Annotated in this window: 13 protein-coding genes; 7 read left to right on the top strand and 6 right to left on the bottom strand. The window is 70.2% G+C overall.

Annotated features, from left to right (window positions below; genetic code table 11):
* The first annotated feature begins 332 nt into the window (after positions 1–332).
* On the top strand, positions 333–941 hold the full coding sequence (locus tag ACZ4AA_RS32835) for a hypothetical protein (protein ID WP_467610846.1): 609 nt from the start codon (positions 333–335) through the stop codon (positions 939–941).
* A gap of 499 nt (positions 942–1,440) precedes the next feature.
* Here the strand turns inward: ACZ4AA_RS32835 and ACZ4AA_RS32830 are convergent, their stop codons facing one another.
* A complete protein-coding gene (locus tag ACZ4AA_RS32830; protein WP_467610844.1) occupies positions 1,441–2,325 on the bottom strand; it encodes a hypothetical protein in 885 nt (294 codons plus the stop codon).
* Positions 2,326–2,693: 368 nt separating this feature from the next.
* Here ACZ4AA_RS32830 and ACZ4AA_RS32825 point away from each other — a divergent pair, with 368 nt between their 5' ends.
* Together ACZ4AA_RS32825 and ACZ4AA_RS32820 are read left to right on the top strand one after the other, a co-directional pair.
* Positions 2,694–4,406 (top strand): trypsin-like serine peptidase, encoded by a 1,713-nt coding sequence (locus tag ACZ4AA_RS32825; protein WP_467610842.1) that lies wholly within the window; start codon positions 2,694–2,696, stop codon positions 4,404–4,406.
* 205 nt (positions 4,407–4,611) lie between these two features.
* Positions 4,612–6,249, top strand: a complete 1,638-nt coding sequence (locus ACZ4AA_RS32820; RefSeq protein ID WP_467610840.1) for an MFS transporter — start codon at positions 4,612–4,614, stop codon at positions 6,247–6,249.
* Positions 6,250–6,338: 89 nt separating this feature from the next.
* Here the strand turns inward: ACZ4AA_RS32820 and ACZ4AA_RS32815 are convergent, their stop codons facing one another.
* Positions 6,339–9,071 (bottom strand): SpoIIE family protein phosphatase, encoded by a 2,733-nt coding sequence (locus ACZ4AA_RS32815; RefSeq protein ID WP_467610838.1) that lies wholly within the window; start codon positions 9,069–9,071, stop codon positions 6,339–6,341.
* Between the two features lie 189 nt (positions 9,072–9,260).
* Here ACZ4AA_RS32815 and ACZ4AA_RS32810 point away from each other — a divergent pair, with 189 nt between their 5' ends.
* The gene (locus ACZ4AA_RS32810; protein ID WP_467610836.1) at positions 9,261–9,497 is read left to right on the top strand and encodes a DUF6296 family protein; all 237 of its coding nucleotides are present in this window, start codon (positions 9,261–9,263) and stop codon (positions 9,495–9,497) included.
* Here ACZ4AA_RS32810 and ACZ4AA_RS32805 read toward each other — a convergent pair.
* Together ACZ4AA_RS32805 and ACZ4AA_RS32800 are read right to left on the bottom strand one after the other, a co-directional pair.
* Complete coding sequence (locus ACZ4AA_RS32805) at positions 9,458–10,057, bottom strand: GNAT family N-acetyltransferase (protein WP_467610834.1); 600 nt, start codon at positions 10,055–10,057, stop codon at positions 9,458–9,460. The two genes, ACZ4AA_RS32810 and ACZ4AA_RS32805, sit on opposite strands and share 40 nt — an antisense overlap.
* Before the next feature lie 68 nt (positions 10,058–10,125).
* Entirely contained in the window at positions 10,126–12,369 is a 2,244-nt protein-coding gene (locus tag ACZ4AA_RS32800; RefSeq protein WP_467610832.1) for an MMPL family transporter, read from the bottom strand.
* Between the two features lie 439 nt (positions 12,370–12,808).
* On the opposite strand from ACZ4AA_RS32800, the gene ACZ4AA_RS32795 reads away from it, so the two are divergent.
* Complete coding sequence (locus ACZ4AA_RS32795) at positions 12,809–15,202, top strand: M4 family metallopeptidase (protein ID WP_467610830.1); 2,394 nt, start codon at positions 12,809–12,811, stop codon at positions 15,200–15,202.
* Positions 15,203–15,274: 72 nt separating this feature from the next.
* On the opposite strand, the gene ACZ4AA_RS32790 is transcribed toward ACZ4AA_RS32795, so the two are convergent.
* On the bottom strand, positions 15,275–16,030 hold the full coding sequence (locus ACZ4AA_RS32790; RefSeq protein WP_467610828.1) for a dienelactone hydrolase family protein: 756 nt from the start codon (positions 16,028–16,030) through the stop codon (positions 15,275–15,277).
* A gap of 103 nt (positions 16,031–16,133) precedes the next feature.
* Entirely contained in the window at positions 16,134–16,754 is a 621-nt protein-coding gene (locus tag ACZ4AA_RS32785; RefSeq protein ID WP_467610826.1) for an L-threonylcarbamoyladenylate synthase, read from the bottom strand.
* Between the two features lie 202 nt (positions 16,755–16,956).
* Between ACZ4AA_RS32785 and ACZ4AA_RS32780 the strand changes: the two genes are divergently transcribed.
* Positions 16,957–18,030 carry an NAD(P)H-dependent amine dehydrogenase family protein gene (locus ACZ4AA_RS32780; protein WP_467610824.1) on the top strand — a complete coding sequence of 358 codons (1,074 nt, stop codon included), beginning with the start codon at positions 16,957–16,959 and terminating at the stop codon, positions 18,028–18,030.
* Positions 18,031–18,039: 9 nt separating this feature from the next.
* Positions 18,040–18,519 (top strand): carboxymuconolactone decarboxylase family protein, encoded by a 480-nt coding sequence (locus ACZ4AA_RS32775; protein WP_467610914.1) that lies wholly within the window; start codon positions 18,040–18,042, stop codon positions 18,517–18,519.
* Positions 18,520–18,527: the final 8 nt, after the last annotated feature.

The raw sequence follows: 18,527 nt of genomic DNA, 5'->3' as shown, positions 1-18,527 counted from the left end.
ATTCCGCTGCGCTCTTCGAGATGCACGACGAATGGATCGTCTTACCCTGCCGCCATCTTCCCGAAGGTGATATGGGTGATATCTACCGTAAACTCTCTTTTAGTTCCACCGCGCTACCCAACGCACCGAAATGCAACCGCCTGTTGATCCCCGACGCGATGCCGAGGGCCACTACCTGGCGGATGCGTGTTCCCGGCCGAGTGGCACGCGCTTCGGAAGCCTTCCGCGCAGGTCACCGGAGGTCATTTACCCAAAGATTGCTGGGCAGTTGACCTCGGGGTTTCGTGGTAGCGTCCTGGTTCGGAGGGACAGTGCAACCTGAAAGGGAAATCGTGAACACGGAGAAGATCGCCGCTCGCCGCCTCTCGCTGGAAGAGGTGACGAAGCTCGGCGTGAAGGACAAGCTCTTCATTTCCGCCGATACGGCAGAACTCAAGCTTCCCGGCTGCTATGTCCCTGCTTTTCTGACCAACTCCGGTGAGTATTTCGAGGGCGGCTCGATCACGGCGAGGACCGTATTCCAGGAAGAGGTCTCCTGCCTTCCCGACGACGAGAATGAAGCCGGAATCTACCTGGCCGACGAGAACGGCCCGGTGACCATTGAGGTTCTCCAGTCCGCCGGTGTCGTGCTGGACCTGGCGCTTTTCGTCCCTGGTGGGGACAAGGGGGCCCTCACGGCCCTTTACGCCGCGGCCCGGCAGGCGTTCGGCGCCGACATCGTGCAGATCTGGCGCCAGGGCCTCAAGGAGGTTCCCGACGTGAAGGTCGACATCTTCGAGGAGCAGATTCCCCGGGGGCGCAAGGGGAACGACAGTCCCAAGCGTGACCGTCGCGCGATCGACACCTACCCCACCCGTGCGGACTTCATCGAGTTCTCCGCGGGGTGGAAGCCGGTCGTTGAGATTCACCGGCCGATTGTCGACAACACCCCGACCATCTGAGGCGGCGTCACCTCTCGGTCTCGGCCTGAGAGAACGCCGAGAACGCATGCGCCGGACCCGCGGGGCTCCGGCGCAGTCGGCGGGCGTCACACGCGAGGTTGTCGCGGCTTCCTGGTGTGTCGGGGTGAGTGTCGCCCAAGACCTGCTCGAACTGGGCGAGGGTGGCCTCGTACAGGGGCATGGCCCGGCAGCAGCCGGCCCGAGTGGGCCTGCGGTACGGGCCTCACCCCGAACAGCTTCGTCGACCACGGACGTTCGACGGACCGCGATGACGGCGGCGCCACCCACGCCTACCGCCCTGTGATGCAGGCCCACGCCGGCGGCATCGGCTGGGGCCCGAGGACCCGCTCCGTCGTACGCCGACCGGTGCGCCCTTGAGATGCACCGGCCGCTCCAGCACCCAGTAGCCCCTCGGCTACGGCGTCCTGGCCGTCGCCGCGGCCCTCGGCATCTGGTCCGCCTCCTCGCTCCTGGGCCGACCGGCCAGGTGGGAACGCGCTCAGGCGGAGCGTGTGCGGCGGGAGTTGACCCACCGAAGAAGTCCGGCTCCGGCCGCGATGGCGAGGAGTACGCCGCCCGCCGCCCAGGCCACCGTGCCGACACGGGATGCCCCGGCTGAGCGCTTCACGGCCTGCTGAGCGGCGCAGGCCTTTCCGGGTGCGGTGGGGGCGATACGCAGACGGGCCCATGGTTTGTCGGGGCCGGTCCGGTCGACGTCGTGCCGGTAGACGACGTAGATGCCGGGTGCGGAGTCGCAGGTCAAGGTGGTGGTGGCGGTCAGGACGGCTTTGGCGCCGCGCAGCACGGGGTGGTCGGTGAAGGCGCGGGAGGTGAGCGTGATGTCTCCGTCCGATCCCTCGTCGTCGTTGTCCGTGATCGTGATCCGGCTGCCGGCCCGGAAGGTCCGCACGTCCCATGCCGACTGGGGCCACGTTCTGTCCGGAGCCCAGCGCTCCTCCAGCCGGGGCGGAGGCAGTTTGCCGGCCTTGCTCCGGCAGGCGCGGCGTGCCGCCTCGTCGGCGGGTTCCACGCGCACCTGTGCCCATCGGAACGGATGCTCGTCCGGGCCCACGTCTCCGGCGCCGCGGCGCGTCACCGGGTAGGTGCCGGGCCGGGCGTCGCAGGCGATGGTGACGGTGGTGGTCAGCACCGGATGCATCATGCGCAGCTTCCCCGGGGCGACGAACGCGGCGGAGTTGATCGTCGCGAGGTAAGTGGCGTCGCTGGCGGCGGTGTTGACCGTCAGTGTGTCGCCGGGATGTACCGAGCGGACACTTCCGAACGGGAGCGTGGGTCCGGGCGGCGAGGCCGAGGCCGCTCCTGCCGCCAGGAAGGGCAGCAGGAGGGGGAGTGCCGCCCACGCGGTCCTGTGGAGTCGGTCCATCGCCTCGCTCATCTCTTATTTGACGCTCTGTCATGGATTGCCCAATAATGCAGTGCCGTCGAACTTGCGTACGGAAAAGGGTGGTTCGCGCCGCGTTCACCGTACGACCCCCTACAAGACGGAAAGGCACCTTGTTGCGTTCCAGAAGCAGATGGATTCGAGCCCTGGCGCTGGGACTGGGCGTCGGCGTTCTCGGCGCCGGGACGGCGTCGGCCGCGACGGACCGTCCGGCACCGGCCCTCTCCGCCCCACCGACGGCTTCCACAGCACCGACGGCCGCCGCGTCACCGACGGACTCCGCGACCCCCTCCGCGCCCTCGACGCGGTCCGTCGAGCCGGCTTCCGCTCCTTCCCCCTCGGACGGCCCGATGCTGAGTGAGGAGGAGAAGTTCTGGACGGCGGACCGCATGGACCATGCGGTCCCGGTCGACTCCCCGCCGGCCCCCGCTCCGGCCGTGGCGAAGCACGGCATCACGGCCGGCGCCGCCGCGCACCGGCCGCCGCCGGCGGGCACCCCCGCCCCGGAGCACTTCCTCGGCCACCCGACGGTGGGCACGTTCTTCTTCGACGGCAAGCCGCTCGGCGGCCCGAAGACATACTGCACGGGTAGCGTCGTGCACACGGCCGCCAAGGACATCGTGCTGACCGCCGGACACTGCGGGCTCGGCCTGAAGTCGGCCACCCACCGCATCTTCGTGCCGCGCTACCGCAGCGGCCGGCCCGCCGCCGGGCAACCGGACGGCGTGTTCCCGGTGTCCCAGCTCTACATCGACCCGCGCTACGAGAGGAACAGCAAGAAGGCGGTCTCCGACCTCGACCTGGCGTTCGCTCAGGTCGGCCCCAACGGCCGGGGCGAGGTGGAGGATGTCACGGGAGCCCTGACCTTCACGCCGACCAGCGGTTACCACCACAAGGTCACCGTCATCGGCTATCCCGACGACGCCGGCGTCAACCCCGACCACGTGCCGGTGCGCTGCCCCGTCAACACCTCTCAGCTGCCCGGCTTCCGGCAGATGCGCATGACCTGCACCGGCTTCTACGGTGGTGTTTCCGGCGGCCCGTGGATCGAGGACTACAACAGCGCCGACGGCACCGGCAAGGTGATCGGCAACACCGGCGGCTACAACGGCGGTGGCAACGACGCCAACGACGACTGGGTGACCTATGCGCCGGTCTACGGCAAGGACGCCCAGGACCTGTTCGCCGACGCCGCCGCGCATCGGAACGTGAGCGACGGCAAGCCGCCGTACCAGCCGTCCGGAGACCCCTGGCTGCCCGGCGCGGCGAGCACCTGGCAGAACGCCGAGCTGATGGCCTCGGGCGACTTCCGCCGGACCGGCCACAGCGACATGATCGTGGTCTGGTCCGACGGCGAGGTCACGCTCTACCCCGGCAACGGACACGGCGGCTACGACCCCGAGCGGCAGTTGCTGCCCAAGAACTCCACGTGGAAGAACGCCAGGACCATCACGGCGGGCGACTTCACCGGGTCCGACCAGTTCGACCTGCTGGTCCGCTGGGCCGACGGCGAGGTGACCCTGTACGGCGACGTCGGTTCCCAGGGCCTGAATCGGGCCGGCACCCAGATGATCAAGCCGAACGGTCTCTGGAAGAACGCGACGCAGATCGCCGCGGGCCGCTTCGCCGCCTCGACGTACGTCACCGACCTCGTCGTGCGCTGGGCCGACGGTGAGCTGACCCTCTACACGAACGTCGGCGCCGGCACCTTCGGGCAGGAGCACCAGCTGAAGCCGAAGAACGGCACCTGGCGGGACGCCACGCTCCTGACGGCCGGTGAGTTCTCGGGCAGTCGGAAATGGGACCTCATGGTGCGCTGGACCGACGGCGAGCTCGACGACTACGTCGGTACGACGACCTCGGGCCTCGGCGGCGAGCATCGTGTCCTGGACCCCAACGGGCTCTGGAAGCACGACGCGGTCATGACGACCGGGGACTTCACCGGCGACGGCCGCACCGACGACCTCGTCATCCGTTGGTCCGACGGCGAGACCACCATGTACACCGACACCCTCGCCGGCCACCTGGGAACCGAACGCACGCTGGTCGCCCCGACCTCCTGAACCCACCCGGACCACGCGGCCTGCCTCGGGCGACCTCCGCGCCGGCCAAGGCGTGACCGGATCGCGCGGAGCACCCGCCGACAGCGGAAGCACGGCGAAGAGGGCCTGCCCCGGTGATCGATTGGTGAGGCATCGCGGGCAGGCTTAACGTCGATGGAGTGAGCAACTACGTTCACCGCCGACCCGCGATGCAGGGCCTTCTCCGATGACGGCCGATCACGTGACATCCTCCGAGTCTGCCGAGTCCCCGCAGCGGGGCCGAGGCAGGGGTATCGCACTCCTCGTCATCGCCTCGTGCCAGCTGATGGTGGTCCTCGACATCACCATCGTGAACATCGCGCTGCCGCACATCCAGACCTCGCTCGGTTTCTCGACCGAGAACCTGTCCTGGGTGATCAACGCCTACACGCTGACCTTCGGCGGTCTGCTGCTGCTCGGCGGACGCTCCGGGGACATCCTCGGCAGACGCCGGATGTTCATCTTCGGCGTGCTGCTCTTCGTGTTCGCCTCACTGCTCGGCGGACTCTCCCAGGAATCCTGGCAGTTGCTCGCCGCGCGCTCGCTCCAGGGCGTCGGCGGCGCCATCGCCTCACCCACCGCCCTGTCGCTGATCACCACCACCTTCCGTGAAGGACCCGAGCGCAACCGGGCGTTCGGCGTGTTCGCCGCCGTCTCCGCGGGCGGCAGCGCGATCGGACTGCTCGCGGGCGGCGTCCTCGTCGAGTGGCTCGACTGGCGCTGGGTCTTCTTCGTGAACGTCCCCATCGGCCTGCTGATCGTGGCCGCGACCCCCCGCTACATCAAGGAGTCCGAGCGGCACCCGGGCCACTTCGACCTCCTCGGTGCCCTCACCTCGACCCTCGGCATGGTGCTGCTGGTCTACGGCTTCATCCGTGCCTCGGAGAAGGGCTGGAGCAACCCCCTCACCCTGGCGTCCTTCGGCGCCGCGCTGGTGTTCCTGATCTCCTTCATCGCGGTCGAACGCCGGTCGAGACAGCCCATCACACCGCTGTGGATGTTCCGCGACCGCAACCGCTCGGGCGTCTACGCGATGATGCTGAGCCTGTCCGCCGCCATCTTCGGGATGTTCTTCTTCCTGACGCTCTTCGTGCAGAACATCCTCGGGTTCAGCCCGCTCAAGGCCGGCTTCGCCTTCCTGCCGGTCAGCGTGATCATCGCGATCGGCGCGGGTGTCGCCTCGAACCTGCTGCCCAGGTTCGGGCCCAAGCCCTTCATGGCCGTGGGCGCGATCCTGGCCGCGCTGGGCCTGGGCTGGCTGACGCTCACCGACGTCAACAGCACCTATCTCGGCAGCATCCTCGGACCGACCCTCGTCTTCGGCTTCGGCATGGGCCTCCAGTTCGTGTCGCTGACGTTGATGGCGGTGTCCGGAGTGCAGCCCAAGGACACGGGCGCCGCCTCCGGCATCCTCAACGCCACCCAGCAGGTCGGCGGATCGCTCGGCCTGTCCGTGCTGGTCACGGTCTTCGGTACCGCGAGCCGCAACGAGGCCACGAACCAGGTCGCGAACTTCCTGTCGACCGCGACCCCGGCGCAGAAGCTCCAGTTCCGCCGGACGGGACAGCTTCCCGCTCCCTGGAGCGGACAGGTGCTGACGTCCGGCATCACGGGAGCGTTCGTCGCCGCCGCCGTCTTCGCGGTCTTCGCCGCCCTGGTCGCCCTGATCGTCATCCAGGTGCGCCCCTCCGACCTGGAACGGCTCCAGGGAGGGGCCGCCGCGATGACACCCGTGGACGGAGCGGGCGACGGGGCGGGCGCGGCGACGGGCGCGAACCCGATGGGGGAGCGGGACGCCGGGGACGGCCCGGCCAACCCCGGCTGACAGCGCCCTGGGCCGACACCACCGGGCGACACCGCCCACGGCCGACACCACTCTCGGCGGGCACCGCCCCCGACGCACACGGCGGCGACTCAGGGCAGCGGCTGCTCCGCCCAGATGACCTTGCCCGCGGGCGTGTAGCGGGTGCCCCAGCGGTCCGTGAGCTGGGCGACCAGGAACAGACCGCGTCCGCCCTCGTCCGTCGTCGCCGCGTACCGCAGATGCGGTGAGGTGTTGCTGCCGTCGAACACCTCGCAGATCAGCGTGCGGTCCAGCAGCAGGCGGACCCCGATCGGCCCGTTGCCGTAGCGGATCGCGTTGGTCACCAGCTCGCTGAGGATCAGCTCGGTGGTGAACGCCATCTCCCCGAGTCCCCAGCGCTCCAGTTGCCGGCTCGCCGACGCACGTGCCTCGCCCACGGCGGCCGGTTCGGACGGCACCTCCCACGAGGCGATCCGGTCTCCTTCGAGGGCATGGGTGCGCGCCACGATCAGGGCGATGTCGTCGCTCGGCCGGGCCGGCAGCAGGGCGCTCAGCACGGCCTGGCAGGTCTCCTCCGGCGAGCGGTCGGCCCCGGACAGCGCCGTACGCAGCAGTTCGAGCCCGACGTCGATGTCCCGTTCCCGGTCCTCGACCAGGCCGTCCGTGTAGAGCACCAGCCGGCTGCCCTCCTCCAGTTCCAGCTCGGCCGTCTCGAACGGCAGACCGCCCAGGCCGAGCGGGGGACCGGCCGGCACGTCGGGGAAGTCGACGCTGCCGTCCGGACGGATCACCGCCGGCGGAGGATGGCCCGCGCGGGCGACGGTGCAGCGCCGGGTCGTCGGGTCGTAGACGGCGTACACGCAGGTGGCGCCCGTGACGGCGGCCCTGGTGTCCTCCGGGAGCTCGTCCTGGTCGATCCGGCCGACCAGTTCGTCCAGCAGCCCGAGCAGTTCGTCGGGCGGCAGATCGAGCGCGGAGAAGTTGTGGACCGCCGTACGCAGCCGGCCCATCGTCGCGGCGGCCAGCAGTCCGTGGCCGACGACGTCGCCGACGACGACCGCGACCCGGGCGCCGGGCAGCGGCAGCACGTCGAACCAGTCGCCGCCGACCCCCGCCTGGGCCGGAAGATAGCGGTAGGCGAGGTCGAGGGCGCTCTGGTCGGGCAGCGTGCGCGGCAGCAGGCTGCGTTGCAGGGTCACGGCCATCGTGTGCTCGCGTGTGTAGCGGCGCGCGTTGTCGATGGAGACCGCCGCGCGGGCGACCAGTTCCTCGGCGAGGGCGAGATCGTCCACGTCGAAGGGGTCGGGCTTCTCGGAGCGCCAGAAGTTGACCACCCCCATGACCAGGGGGCCCACGCGCAGGGGGACGGTGATCAGGGAGTGGATTCCGTAGTCGACGACCTGCGCGGTGCGCTTCGGGTCCTGGGCCAGCCAGCCCGGCGCACCGCCGAGATTGGGCTCGACCACGGCCTCTCCGGTGCGCAGGCTGTGGGCCTGGGGCGAGGACGGTACGAAGCCGATGTGCTCGCCGACCGGATAGAGCGGCGCGTCCTCGCGGATGCCACCGGAGGCGGTGCGGCGCAGCCCGGTGCCGGCGTCCGGCTCCTGCCCGCTCAGTACGGCGTCGGCCAGGTCCACGGTGACGAAGTCCGCGAAGCGGGGGACCGCGACGGCCGTCAGTTCCTCGGCCGTCCTGGTGACGTCCAGGCTGGTGCCGATGCGCACACCGGCGTCGTAGAGGAGTTTGAGCCGTTCGCGGGCGATCTCCGCCCGGCCCGAGAGCGCCCGCAGTTCCGTGGAGTCCCGGAGCGTGGCGACGCTGCCGGCCGGTCCGCCCCGCAGATGCGTGGGCCGCTGGTTGACGGCCAGCAGCTGGTCCCCGACCAGGTGCACCTCGTCGGTGGCCACGCGCCCCGAGGCCAGCAGCTCGGCCGTGCCCGAGTCCAGGCCGAGCTTCTCGACGTGCTGTCCCTCGGCGTCCGCGGGCAGGTCGAGCAGACGGCTGGCCTCGTCGTTGGCGAGCAGCAGCTGCCCCTCCGCGCCGACGATGATCACTCCCTCCCGGACGGAGTGCAGCACGGCGTCGTGGTGCTCGTACATCCGGGTCATCTCGTACGGGCCGAGGCCGTGCGTCTGGCGCAGCAGGCGTCTGCTGACCAGTGCGGTGCTCGCGGTCGCCAGGGCCAGTGCCACGGCGGCGGCGCCGAGCAGGAGCGGCAGCTGGTGATCGGCGGCGCCGCCCACGTTGTCCGTGGTGATCCCGGCCGAGACCATCCCGACGACCTTGCCGGAGGGCGCCTTGATGGGGACCGTGGCCTGCACCAGCGGGCCGAGCGTTCCGTTGACCTGCTCGATGACGGAGTGGCCGGCCAGGACCGGGGCGGTGGTCCCGATGAACTTCTTGCCGATCCGGTCGGGCTTGGGATGCGTGTAGCGGATCGAGTCGGTGTTGAGTACGACGATGAAGTCCACGTCCGACGCCTTGCGGGCGGCTTCAGCGCTGGGCTGGAGCAGTGCCGTGGGGTCGGGGGCGCTCAGGGCCGCACGGGTGCCGGGCGCGTTGGCGAAGGTCTCCGCGACGGCGAGCGAGCGGTTGCGGGCCTCCTGAGTGCTGTCATGGCGCACCTGGAGTACCAGTGCGACCACCGCGGCGACGACCAGGAGCAGCACGATGACCACTTGCAGGACGAAGACCTGCCCGGCGACACTGCGCCCGCCGAGGGCGTGACGCAGCCCGTCGGACGGGCCGTGCCCGTGCTTGCCTTCGTGTGGCCCACGCCTGCGGTGCGCTGTACTGGGGCGGCGGGTCGACTGAGCCCGGGTTCGACCCAATAGTCCGACCATGAGCTATGTCTACACTGCTCGGCGCCCCGTGGCGAGGGGCATCACGCACGGTGACCGGTCGCGGTCCCGGTGACGGGGGTGGCCTATGGGGCGGCCCGGCGCGGGCGAGGCGGCTCCCGGGGGTGTGGACGCATGATGGATGGACAGTCCTTATTGCATCCAATTGTCGCTTCGGCGCGGAGGCCCTGAATGAAGACCGTGGACCGCTACCGCCTGACCTTCACCCACCCCGGACCGGATGCGCGCATGGTGACGGACGAGGTGGTCGTCGAGCGGACGACCGCCAAGGGACCGGGCGGCAACCCGGTGTACAGCGATCCCACCGGCATCCTGCGCGCCGAGATCAGCCCGTCGGGCGAGGTCCGCATGCTGGCCAGCGGCGCCTATCAGTCGCCGATCAACCCGGTTGTCGAACCGCTCTCCTGACCGGCCGCGCGCCCGGCCGTGAACACGCCGTCGGCCACGGCGAGCACGCCTCCGGCCGCCGGGAACGCCGTCTCGGCGGGCGGAAGCTCCCGCTCGAAGCACAGGGCCGGACGCCCGTTCAGCTCGGTGGCGCCGGTGACGAGGAATCCGGTGCGGGTCAGCACCGTCCGGGACGCGGGGTTGTCGACGCTCGCGGCGGCTCGCAGGCAGCTCAGGCCGTACGCGCTCGCGGACAGCGCGCACACCTCCCGTACGGCGGCCGTGGCCAGCCCCCGCCCCGCGGCCCGCTCGGCGACGCGGTAGCCGAGGACGGCCGAACCGCGCGCCGCGTCGACCAGGTTGACGCGGGCGAGGATCGCGCCGGTGCCGTCCACGACGACATGGAAGTGGGCCTGCCCCGCGGCCTGTTCGGCCAGACGTTCGCGCAGGACGGCGTCGAACCGCTCGAAGAAGTCGTCGCCGCGGTCGGGGATCGACGCGGCGAAATAGGCGCGGTTCTCCCGCTCGAACGAGAGCAGCGCGGGAGCGTGGCCGAGACGCAGGAGTTCGATCCGGGGCATCGCGTCATGCTAGGTGTCCGCGCGTTCCGGAGCACCCGGATTTCCTCGCACCCCCGCCGGCACACGCCCTAGGCCTGATCGCCCTCCGGGTCGATGTGCGGGAGGATCCGGTCGAGCCAGCGCGGGGTCCACCAGGCACGGGCGCCGAGCAGGGTCATCACCGCCGGGACCATCAGGAGCCGTACGACCGTCGCGTCGATCAGCACGCTCACGGCGAGTCCGAGGCCGAGCATCTTGACGACGATGTTGTCGCTCAGGATGAACGCGGCGAAGACGCTCATCATGATCAGCGCGGCGCAGGTGATCACCCGGGCGGTGATCTCCAGCGCGTGCGCGACGCTCGCCTTCGCGTCCCCGCTGCGCAGCCAGAACTCGTGCACCCGGGACAGCAGGAAGATCTCGTAGTCCATGCTGAGCCCGAAGATGATCGCGAACATCATCATCGGCACATAGCTCTCGATGGGGACCTTGCCGGAGACCCCGAGCGCCGGCCCGCCCCAGCCCCACTGGAAGACGGCGACGACGACACCGTAGGAGGCGGCGATGGAGAGCACGTTGAGGATCGCCGCCTTGAGCGCGACGAGCAGCCCGCGGAAGACGATCAGGATGATGATGAAGGCGAGCGCGACCACCACGAGGATGATGAGGGGCAGCCGGCTCGCGACGATGTTGCGGAAGTCGACCTGGGCGGCCGTCGTGCCCGTGACATAGCCCTTGGCGGAGGTTCCGGACACGGCCTGTGGCAGGGTGTCGTCGACCAGGCGGTTCGTCAGGTTCGTGGTGTCCTTGTTCTGCGGGGACACCTTGGAGTAGACGGTGCCCACCAGCACGTCCCCGTCCTTGGTGGTCGTCAGCGGGGTGACCACGGCCGCCCCCGACACACCGTCGATCGTCTTCTGCGCCTGTGACGCCAGCGCGGAACGCTTGTCGGACGGCACGTTCGTCTGGTCGATCACCACGGTCAGCGGGCCGTTGGAGCCGGGTCCGAAGGAGTCGGACATGATGTCGAACGCGCGCCGGTCCGTGAACGACGTGGGGTCGGCGCCGTCACCGATGTGCCCGAGCTGGATGGTGAACACGGGGATGGCCAGGATGAGCACCGTGAGCAGGCCGCCGGCCAGGTACCGCCACGGGTGCCGCTCGACCCGCAGCGCGTAGCGGTGCCAGGTGCCGGTGACCTCCGCCCCGGGCTCGGCGTTCGTCTCCGCGATCGGCGTCCGCACGTGATACCGGTCGATGCGCCGGCCGATGAGTCCGAGCAGGGCGGGTACGAGGGTCAGCGCGCCGGCCACCGCCGAGACGACCGTGACGGCCGCCGCGAGGCCGAGTTTGCTGATGAACGAGACACCGGAGACGGACAGGCCGGCCAGGGCGATGATCACGGTGCAGCCCGAGACCAGGACCGCCCGTCCACTGGTGGTGGCGGCCCGGCCCGCCGCCCGTACCGGATCGACGCCGTTGATGAGGTTCTGCCGGTGACGGGTGAGCAGGAACAGGGCGTAGTCGATGCCGACGCCGAGTCCGATCATGGTGGCGAGCGTCGGCGACACCGTCGCGAAGGTGGTCGCGGCGGCGAGCAGGCCAAGGACGGCCAGGCCGCCCACCACGCTGACCAGCGCGGTCACCAGCGGCAGACCCGCCGCCAGGACGCTGCCGAACCCGACGAGCAGGACGACGATCGCCACCGCGAACCCGATGAGCTCGCTGATCTTGTCGTTCGCCGCGGGCCTGGCCAGTTCGCCCAGCGGGCCGCCGTACTCGACGTCGACGCCCGCGGACCGCAGCGGCTGGACGGCGCTGTCCACCCCGTGGAGGTAGTCGTCGCCGAGGGTCGAGGGCTGCACGTCGAAACGGACGGTGATGTAGCCGGTCTTCCCGTCGCTGGACAGCGGTCCGACGTTCTGCTGCTGGGACTGTCCCGAGGGCGGCTGGGACCCGGGGGGCGGCAGCGGGTTCTGCGCCGACAGGACGTGCGGCAGCTTCCCCAGGGAGTCGACGGTCTGGCTCATCTGGGAGCTGAGCGAGGTCAGCGGCTTCTGCGTGTCGCGCAGTACGACCTGGCTGCTGTAGCCGCCCGCGGCCGGGTCGTGCGCCTTGAGGACGTTGAGCCCGTCGGTCGACTGCACTCCCGGCAGCTGGAAGTTGTCCGAGTACTGGCCGCCGAACGAGTGGTTCAGCCCCTGGAGCACGCCGAGCGCGACGAGCCACGCCACGATGACGATCACGAAATGGCGGGCACACCACTCGCCCAGCCGCTGGAGCCATCCGGGCCTGTTCCGGCCGCTGGCTGAAGGGGCTTGTGTCGCCGACATGGGCAGCTCCTGCTCGAGGACGACTCCTCCGACTCCGTCATTAAACGACGCGACGATCATCGCGGCCCGCCGAGGAATCCGGCGCAAGGCCGCTTGGCGGAGGCCCGGCCGAAGGCGTGGGCGGGTGGGCCTTCCGGGGGCCTCGGCCGTGGGCAGGCGGGACTCGGCCGTGAACGGGTGGGACTCGGCCATGGCGTGGCTTCGCTCCGGTCCCGGGGGTTTCGGGGCGCGGGTGTAGGGATAACCCTCGATCCCCACCAAGGCCATGTCATGCCTAGGTCAAGAGTGCCATCCTTTCCCACACCTGTCGGACAGGTCGTCCATGGCCTGCCCACAGCCGCGTTCCCGCGCGCCCCTGCTCAGCTCTTCCCGGACAGCACATCCCGTCTGCCCGGTCTGTCACCGGCCGCCGACCGCGGCCGAAGCAGTAGGAGTACGAGTGAGACGTTTCCCCCGTCAGGCGACCGCGGCCGGAGCCATGGTGGCCACCGCCGCGTTCCTGGCCGTCGGTATACAGACGGTTCCGGCAGTCGCCAAGCCCGCCCCCCACACAACCCCCCTGCGTACGGGAGGACTTGAGGCCAAGCTCACTCCGGCCCAGCACGCGGCGCTGCTGACGAAGGCATCGAAGCAGACCGCCGCGACCGCCGGCACCCTGGGCCTCGGCTCCAAGGAGAAGCTGGTCGTCAAGGACGTCGTCAAGGACAACGACGGCACCCTGCACACCCGCTACGAGCGCACCTACGCCGGACTCCCGGTGCTCGGCGGCGACATCGTGGTCCACACCCCGCCCGCCTCGCAGGCCACCGGCACGGTGAGCACGACCTTCAACAACAAGCACGCCATCAAGGTCGCGAGCACCACCGCCGCCGTCTCCAAGTCCGCCGCCGGGGCCCAGGCCCTCAAGACGGCCAAGTCGCTCAAGGCGGAGAAGCCCACCACTCAGAGCGCCCGCAAGGTCATCTGGGCCGGCACCGGCACCCCCCGGCTCGCCTGGGAGACCGTGATCAGCGGGTTCCAGGACGACGGCACGCCGAGCAGGCTGCACGTCGTCACCGACGCCACGACCGGCAAGGAACTCACCCGGTACGAGGGCATCGAGACCGGCACCGGCAACACCCAGTACAGCGGCTCGGTCACGCTGAACACCACGCTGTCGGGATCGACGTACCAGCTGACGGACTCGACCCGCGGTGGTCACAAGACCTACTCGCTGAACAACGGCACCTCCGGCACCGGCACGCTGATGACGGACGCCGACGACGTCTGGGGCACCGGCGCGGGCTCCAACACCCAGACGGCCGGCGCCGACGCGGCCTACGGCGCCCAGACGACCTGGGACTTCTACAAGAACACCTTCGGGCGCAGCGGCATCAAGAACAACGGCGTCGCCGCCTACTCGCGCGTCCACTACAGCTCGGCGTACGTCAACGCCTTCTGGGACGACAGCTGCTTCTGCATGACCTACGGCGACGGGACCGGCAGCACCCACGCGCTGACCTCGCTGGACGTCGCGGGCCACGAGATGAGCCACGGTGTCACCTCCAACACCGCCGGGCTGAACTACACCGGTGAGTCCGGCGGCCTCAACGAGGCCACCTCGGACATCTTCGGCACCGGCGTGGAGTTCTACGCCAACAACTCCTCCGACGTGGGCGACTACCTCATCGGCGAGAAGATCGACATCAACGGCGACGGCACCCCGCTGCGCTACATGGACAAGCCCAGCAAGGACGGCAGTTCCGCGGACAGCTGGTACTCCGGCGTCGGCAACCTCGACGTCCACTACTCCTCGGGCCCGGCGAACCACATGTTCTACCTGCTCTCCGAGGGCAGTGGCACCAAGACCATCAACGGTGTCACCTACAACAGCTCGACCTCCGACGGTGTCGCCGTCGCGGGGATCGGCCGCGCCGCCGCCCTCCAGATCTGGTACAAGGCGCTGACGACGTACATGACGTCCAGCACCAACTACGCGAGCGCCCGTACCGCGGCGCTGAACGCCGCGACCGCCCTGTACGGCGCGAGCTCCGCCCAGTACGCGGGCGTGGCGAACGCCTTCGCGGGGATCGCCGTCGGCAGCCACGTCACCCCGCCGAGCAGCGGTGTGACCGTCACCAACCCGGGCAGCCAGTCCTCGACCGTCGGTACCGCGGTGAGCCTTCAGGTCTCGGCCAGCAGCACCAACAGCGGCGCCCTGACGTACTCCGCGAGCGGACTGCCCGCCGGCCTGTCGATCAACAGCTCCACCGGCGCCATCACCGGTACTCCGACCACGGCCGGGACGAGCAGCACCACGGTGACCGTCACCGACAGCACCGGAGCGACCGGCACCGCCTCGTTCACCTGGACCGTCAGCACCTCCGGCGGTGGCGGCACCTGCACCTCGGCGCAGCTGCTCGGCAACCCCGGTTTCGAGTCCGGCGCCACCACCTGGACCGCGAGCAGCGGGGTCATCACCACCGACACGGGCGAGGCGGCCCACGGCGGCTCGTACAAGGCCTGGCTGGACGGCTACGGCTCCACGCACACCGACACGCTCTCGCAGTCGGTGACCATCCCCAGCGGCTGCAAGGCCTCGTTCACCTTCTACCTGCACATCGACTCCGCGGAGACCACCACCAGCTCGCAGTACGACAAGCTGACGGTCACCGCCGGATCGACCACGCTGGCGACCTACTCGAACCTCAACAAGGCCACCGGCTACACGCAGAAGACGTTCGACCTGTCCTCCTTCGCCGGCTCCACCGTGAGCCTCAAGTTCAGCGGCGTCGAGGACTCCTCGCTCCAGACCAGCTTTGTCGTGGACGACACCGCCGTGACGACCAGCTGACCCTTCACCGCATGCAAGACGTCCCGCACGCCTCCCCGGCGTGCGGGACGTCCGCGTTCGGGCGCGACCGGATCAGAGGGTGCGCGACAGCAGATCGAGCAGCGCCTCCCAGTGCCGCTCGTCGCCTTCCTTCTGGTACGAGGCGGTGTCGGCCTGCGTGTATCCGTGCGGCGCGTCCGGGTAGACCTCGCAGCGGTGCCGGACACCGGCGGCGGTCAGCGCCGCCTCCAGCCGCTCGATCTGCTCCTCGGGCAGCGACGGGTCGTTGTCGGCGTGTCCGAAGTACAGCTCGGCGCCGATGTGTTCGGCGGCCAGGTGTGGGCTGTCCGGCTCGTCGGTGGCGAGCCGCCCTCCGTGGAAGCCGGCCGCGGCGGCGACCCGCTCCGGGAAGGCGCCGGCGGTGCGCAGCGCCAGCCGGGCTCCCATGCAGTAGCCGGTGACCGCGACCGGTCCGTCGGTCACCCGGGGGCTGGCCGCCAGCCACCGCAGATACGCACCCGCGTCGCGCACCGACAGCTCCGGCGTCAGGGACTGCATGACCGGGCCGATCCGGGTCCAGAGGTCGGGGAGCGTCTCGGCGCCGATGAACTCGGGCAGGTCGAAGACGGGGGCCGGTCCGTGCCGGTAGAACACGTTGGGCACCAGGACCGTGTAACCGGCGGCGGCCAGCCGGTCCGCCATCGACCGCAGGTGCGGGCGCAGACCGTAGGCGTCCTGGTAGAGCAGGACACCCGGCCGGGGGATCCCGTCCGCGGGATGGGCGAGGTAGGCGTCGGCGGTGCCGTCCTCGGTGGGGATGTCCACGGCTGTTCCCTGTACGGAGGTCATCGGGGCTGCCTCTCAGCGCGGTCGACGGTGAGCGATCCGGCCCGGCGGTCCGGGCCGTGATCATGCTTTCACGCGCCCGGAGGGCCGGTCGCCGCCGGTGGTGTCACGCGAACCGTGTGATGTCACCGGCCCCGTGCCGTACGACCTCCGCCTCGCCGCCGGAGAAGTCGATGACGGTCGTCGGTTCGGTGCCGCAGTCGCCGGAGTCGATGACGGCGTCCACCACGTGGTCGAGGCGGTCCTTGATCTCCCAGCCCTGGGTGAGCGGCTTGTCCTCGTCCGGCAGGAGCAGGGTGCTCGACAGCAGCGGCTCGCCCAGTTCGGCGAGGATCGCCTGCGCGACGACGTGGTCGGGGATGCGCACCCCGACGGTCTTCTTCTTCGGGTGCAGCAGCCTGCGCGGAGCCTCCTTGGTCGCCGGGAGGATGAAGGTGTAGCTGCCGGGCGTCGCCGCCTTGACCGAGCGGAAGACCGCGTTGTCGATCCGTACGAAGTGCCCCAGCTGGGCGAAGTCCTCGCACATCAGCGTGAAGTGGTGACGCTCGTCGAGCTGTCGGATCGAGCGGATGCGGTCGATCCCCTCCCGGTTGCCGAGCGCGCAGCCGAGCGCGAAGCAGGAGTCCGTCGGGTAGACGATCAGCCCGCCGCCGCGGACGGTCTCCACCACCTGGTTGATGACGCGCCGCTGCGGGTTCTCCGGGTGAACGTCGAAGTACTTGGCCATGGTTCGAGCCTAAGGGGTGTTCCCGGCACCGGCCGCCGAGCCGCACCCGCCCGCCGGGCCGCACCCGGTCGCCTCCCTACGGCCGGTGTCGGGACCCGGAACCCGACCCCGTCCGCACGGTGACACCGGATCCACCGTGCGCCGGAATTCTCCCCGGTCGCGGCTATAGGAACCTGGAGGCCGTCTCGCTACCCTCCGCCGCATGATTTCCACGGTGGTCTGGGGTACCGGCAACGTCGGCCGCGCGGCCATCCGCGCCGTCGAGGCCCACCCGAAACTGAGACTCGCGGCCGTCCTCGTCCACGACCCCGGCAAGGTGGGCCGCGACGCGGGCGAGCTCGCCGGACTGGGCCAGGGCCTCGGGGTCGCGGCGAGCGACGACATCGACGCGGTCCTGGCCTCGGGACCGGGTGCGGTGGTCTACGCGGCCACCGGCGACATCCGTCCCGACGAGGCCCTCGACGACATCGGCAGGGCGATCCGGGCCGGTGCGGTGGTCGTCACGCCCGCCCTCTATCCGCTCTACGACCAGCGCAACGCCCCGCCCGAGTTCCGGGACCCGGTGCTCGCCGCCGTCGCCGAGGGCGGGGGCTCCCTGTTCGTCTCCGGGGTCGACCCCGGCTGGGGCAACGACGTCCTGCCGCTGCTGGTCAGCGGCCTCGGCACCACCGTCGACGCCATCCGCTGCCAGGAGATCTTCGACTACTCGACGTACGAACAGGAGGAATCCGTACGGTACTTGGTCGGCATGGGGCAGCCGATGGACTACGAGCCGCTGATGCTCGCCCCGTCGATCCCGACCATGGTGTGGGGCGGCCAGATACGGCTCATGGCGCGGGCCCTGGACGTCGAACTCGACGACATCCGCGAGACGTTGGAGCGGCGCGCGCTGACGGACACCGTCAGCACCCGCACCATGGGCGAGTTCGCGGCCGGCACCCAGGGCGCCGTCCGTTTCGAGGTGCAGGGGATCGTCGGGGGAGAGCCCCGGATCGTCATCGAGCACATCACCCGTATCCACGCCTCGTGCGCACCGGACTGGCCGTCGCCGCCCGACGGTGACGGCGCCCACCGGGTGATCGTCGAGGGACGCCCGCGCATCGAGGTGACCGTCGCGGCCACCGACGAGGGCGAGAACCGCTCCGCAGGGGGGAACGCCACCGCGGTCGGCCGTCTGGTCGGCGCCATCGACTGGCTGGTGGACGCGGAACCAGGGCTCTACGACGCACTCGACGTCCCGCTGCGTCCCGCGGTCGGGCGACTCGGAAGGAAGTGACCCATGACCCTGCGCATCGACATCCCCGAGGGACAGGAACCGATCGGCTACGTCTGGGGCGAGCTGGTGCCCGGCATCGGCATGGCCGCCGCGAACTTCTCCCTGTCGGTGTACGAGCACACGACGCTGGGCCTGCGCGAGTTCGAGGCCGCCCGGCTGCGCATCGCGCAGATCAACGGGTGCCTGTTCTGTCTCGACTGGCGCACGGAGCGGGACGGCGACAAGGTCGAGGAGGCGTTCGCGGAGGCGGTGACCCAGTGGCGTACCGCCGACGCCTTCGACGACCGGACTCGGCTGGCCGCCGAGTACGCCGAGCGGTACGCCCTGGATCACCACGGTCTGGACGAGGAGTTCTGGACCCGGATGACGGCGCTGTACAGCCAGCGGGAGATCGTGGAGCTGACCATGAGCATCGGCTCCTGGCTGGCGTTCGGCCGGCTCAACCACGTACTGGGCCTGGACGCGGTGTGCGTGCTCCCGACCCATTGACCGGATCC

This window comes from Streptomyces sp. NPDC024698 (assembly GCF_055559015.1).
Note: the sequence above shows the minus strand (reverse complement) of the source record. Positions and strands in the feature narration are given on the sequence as shown.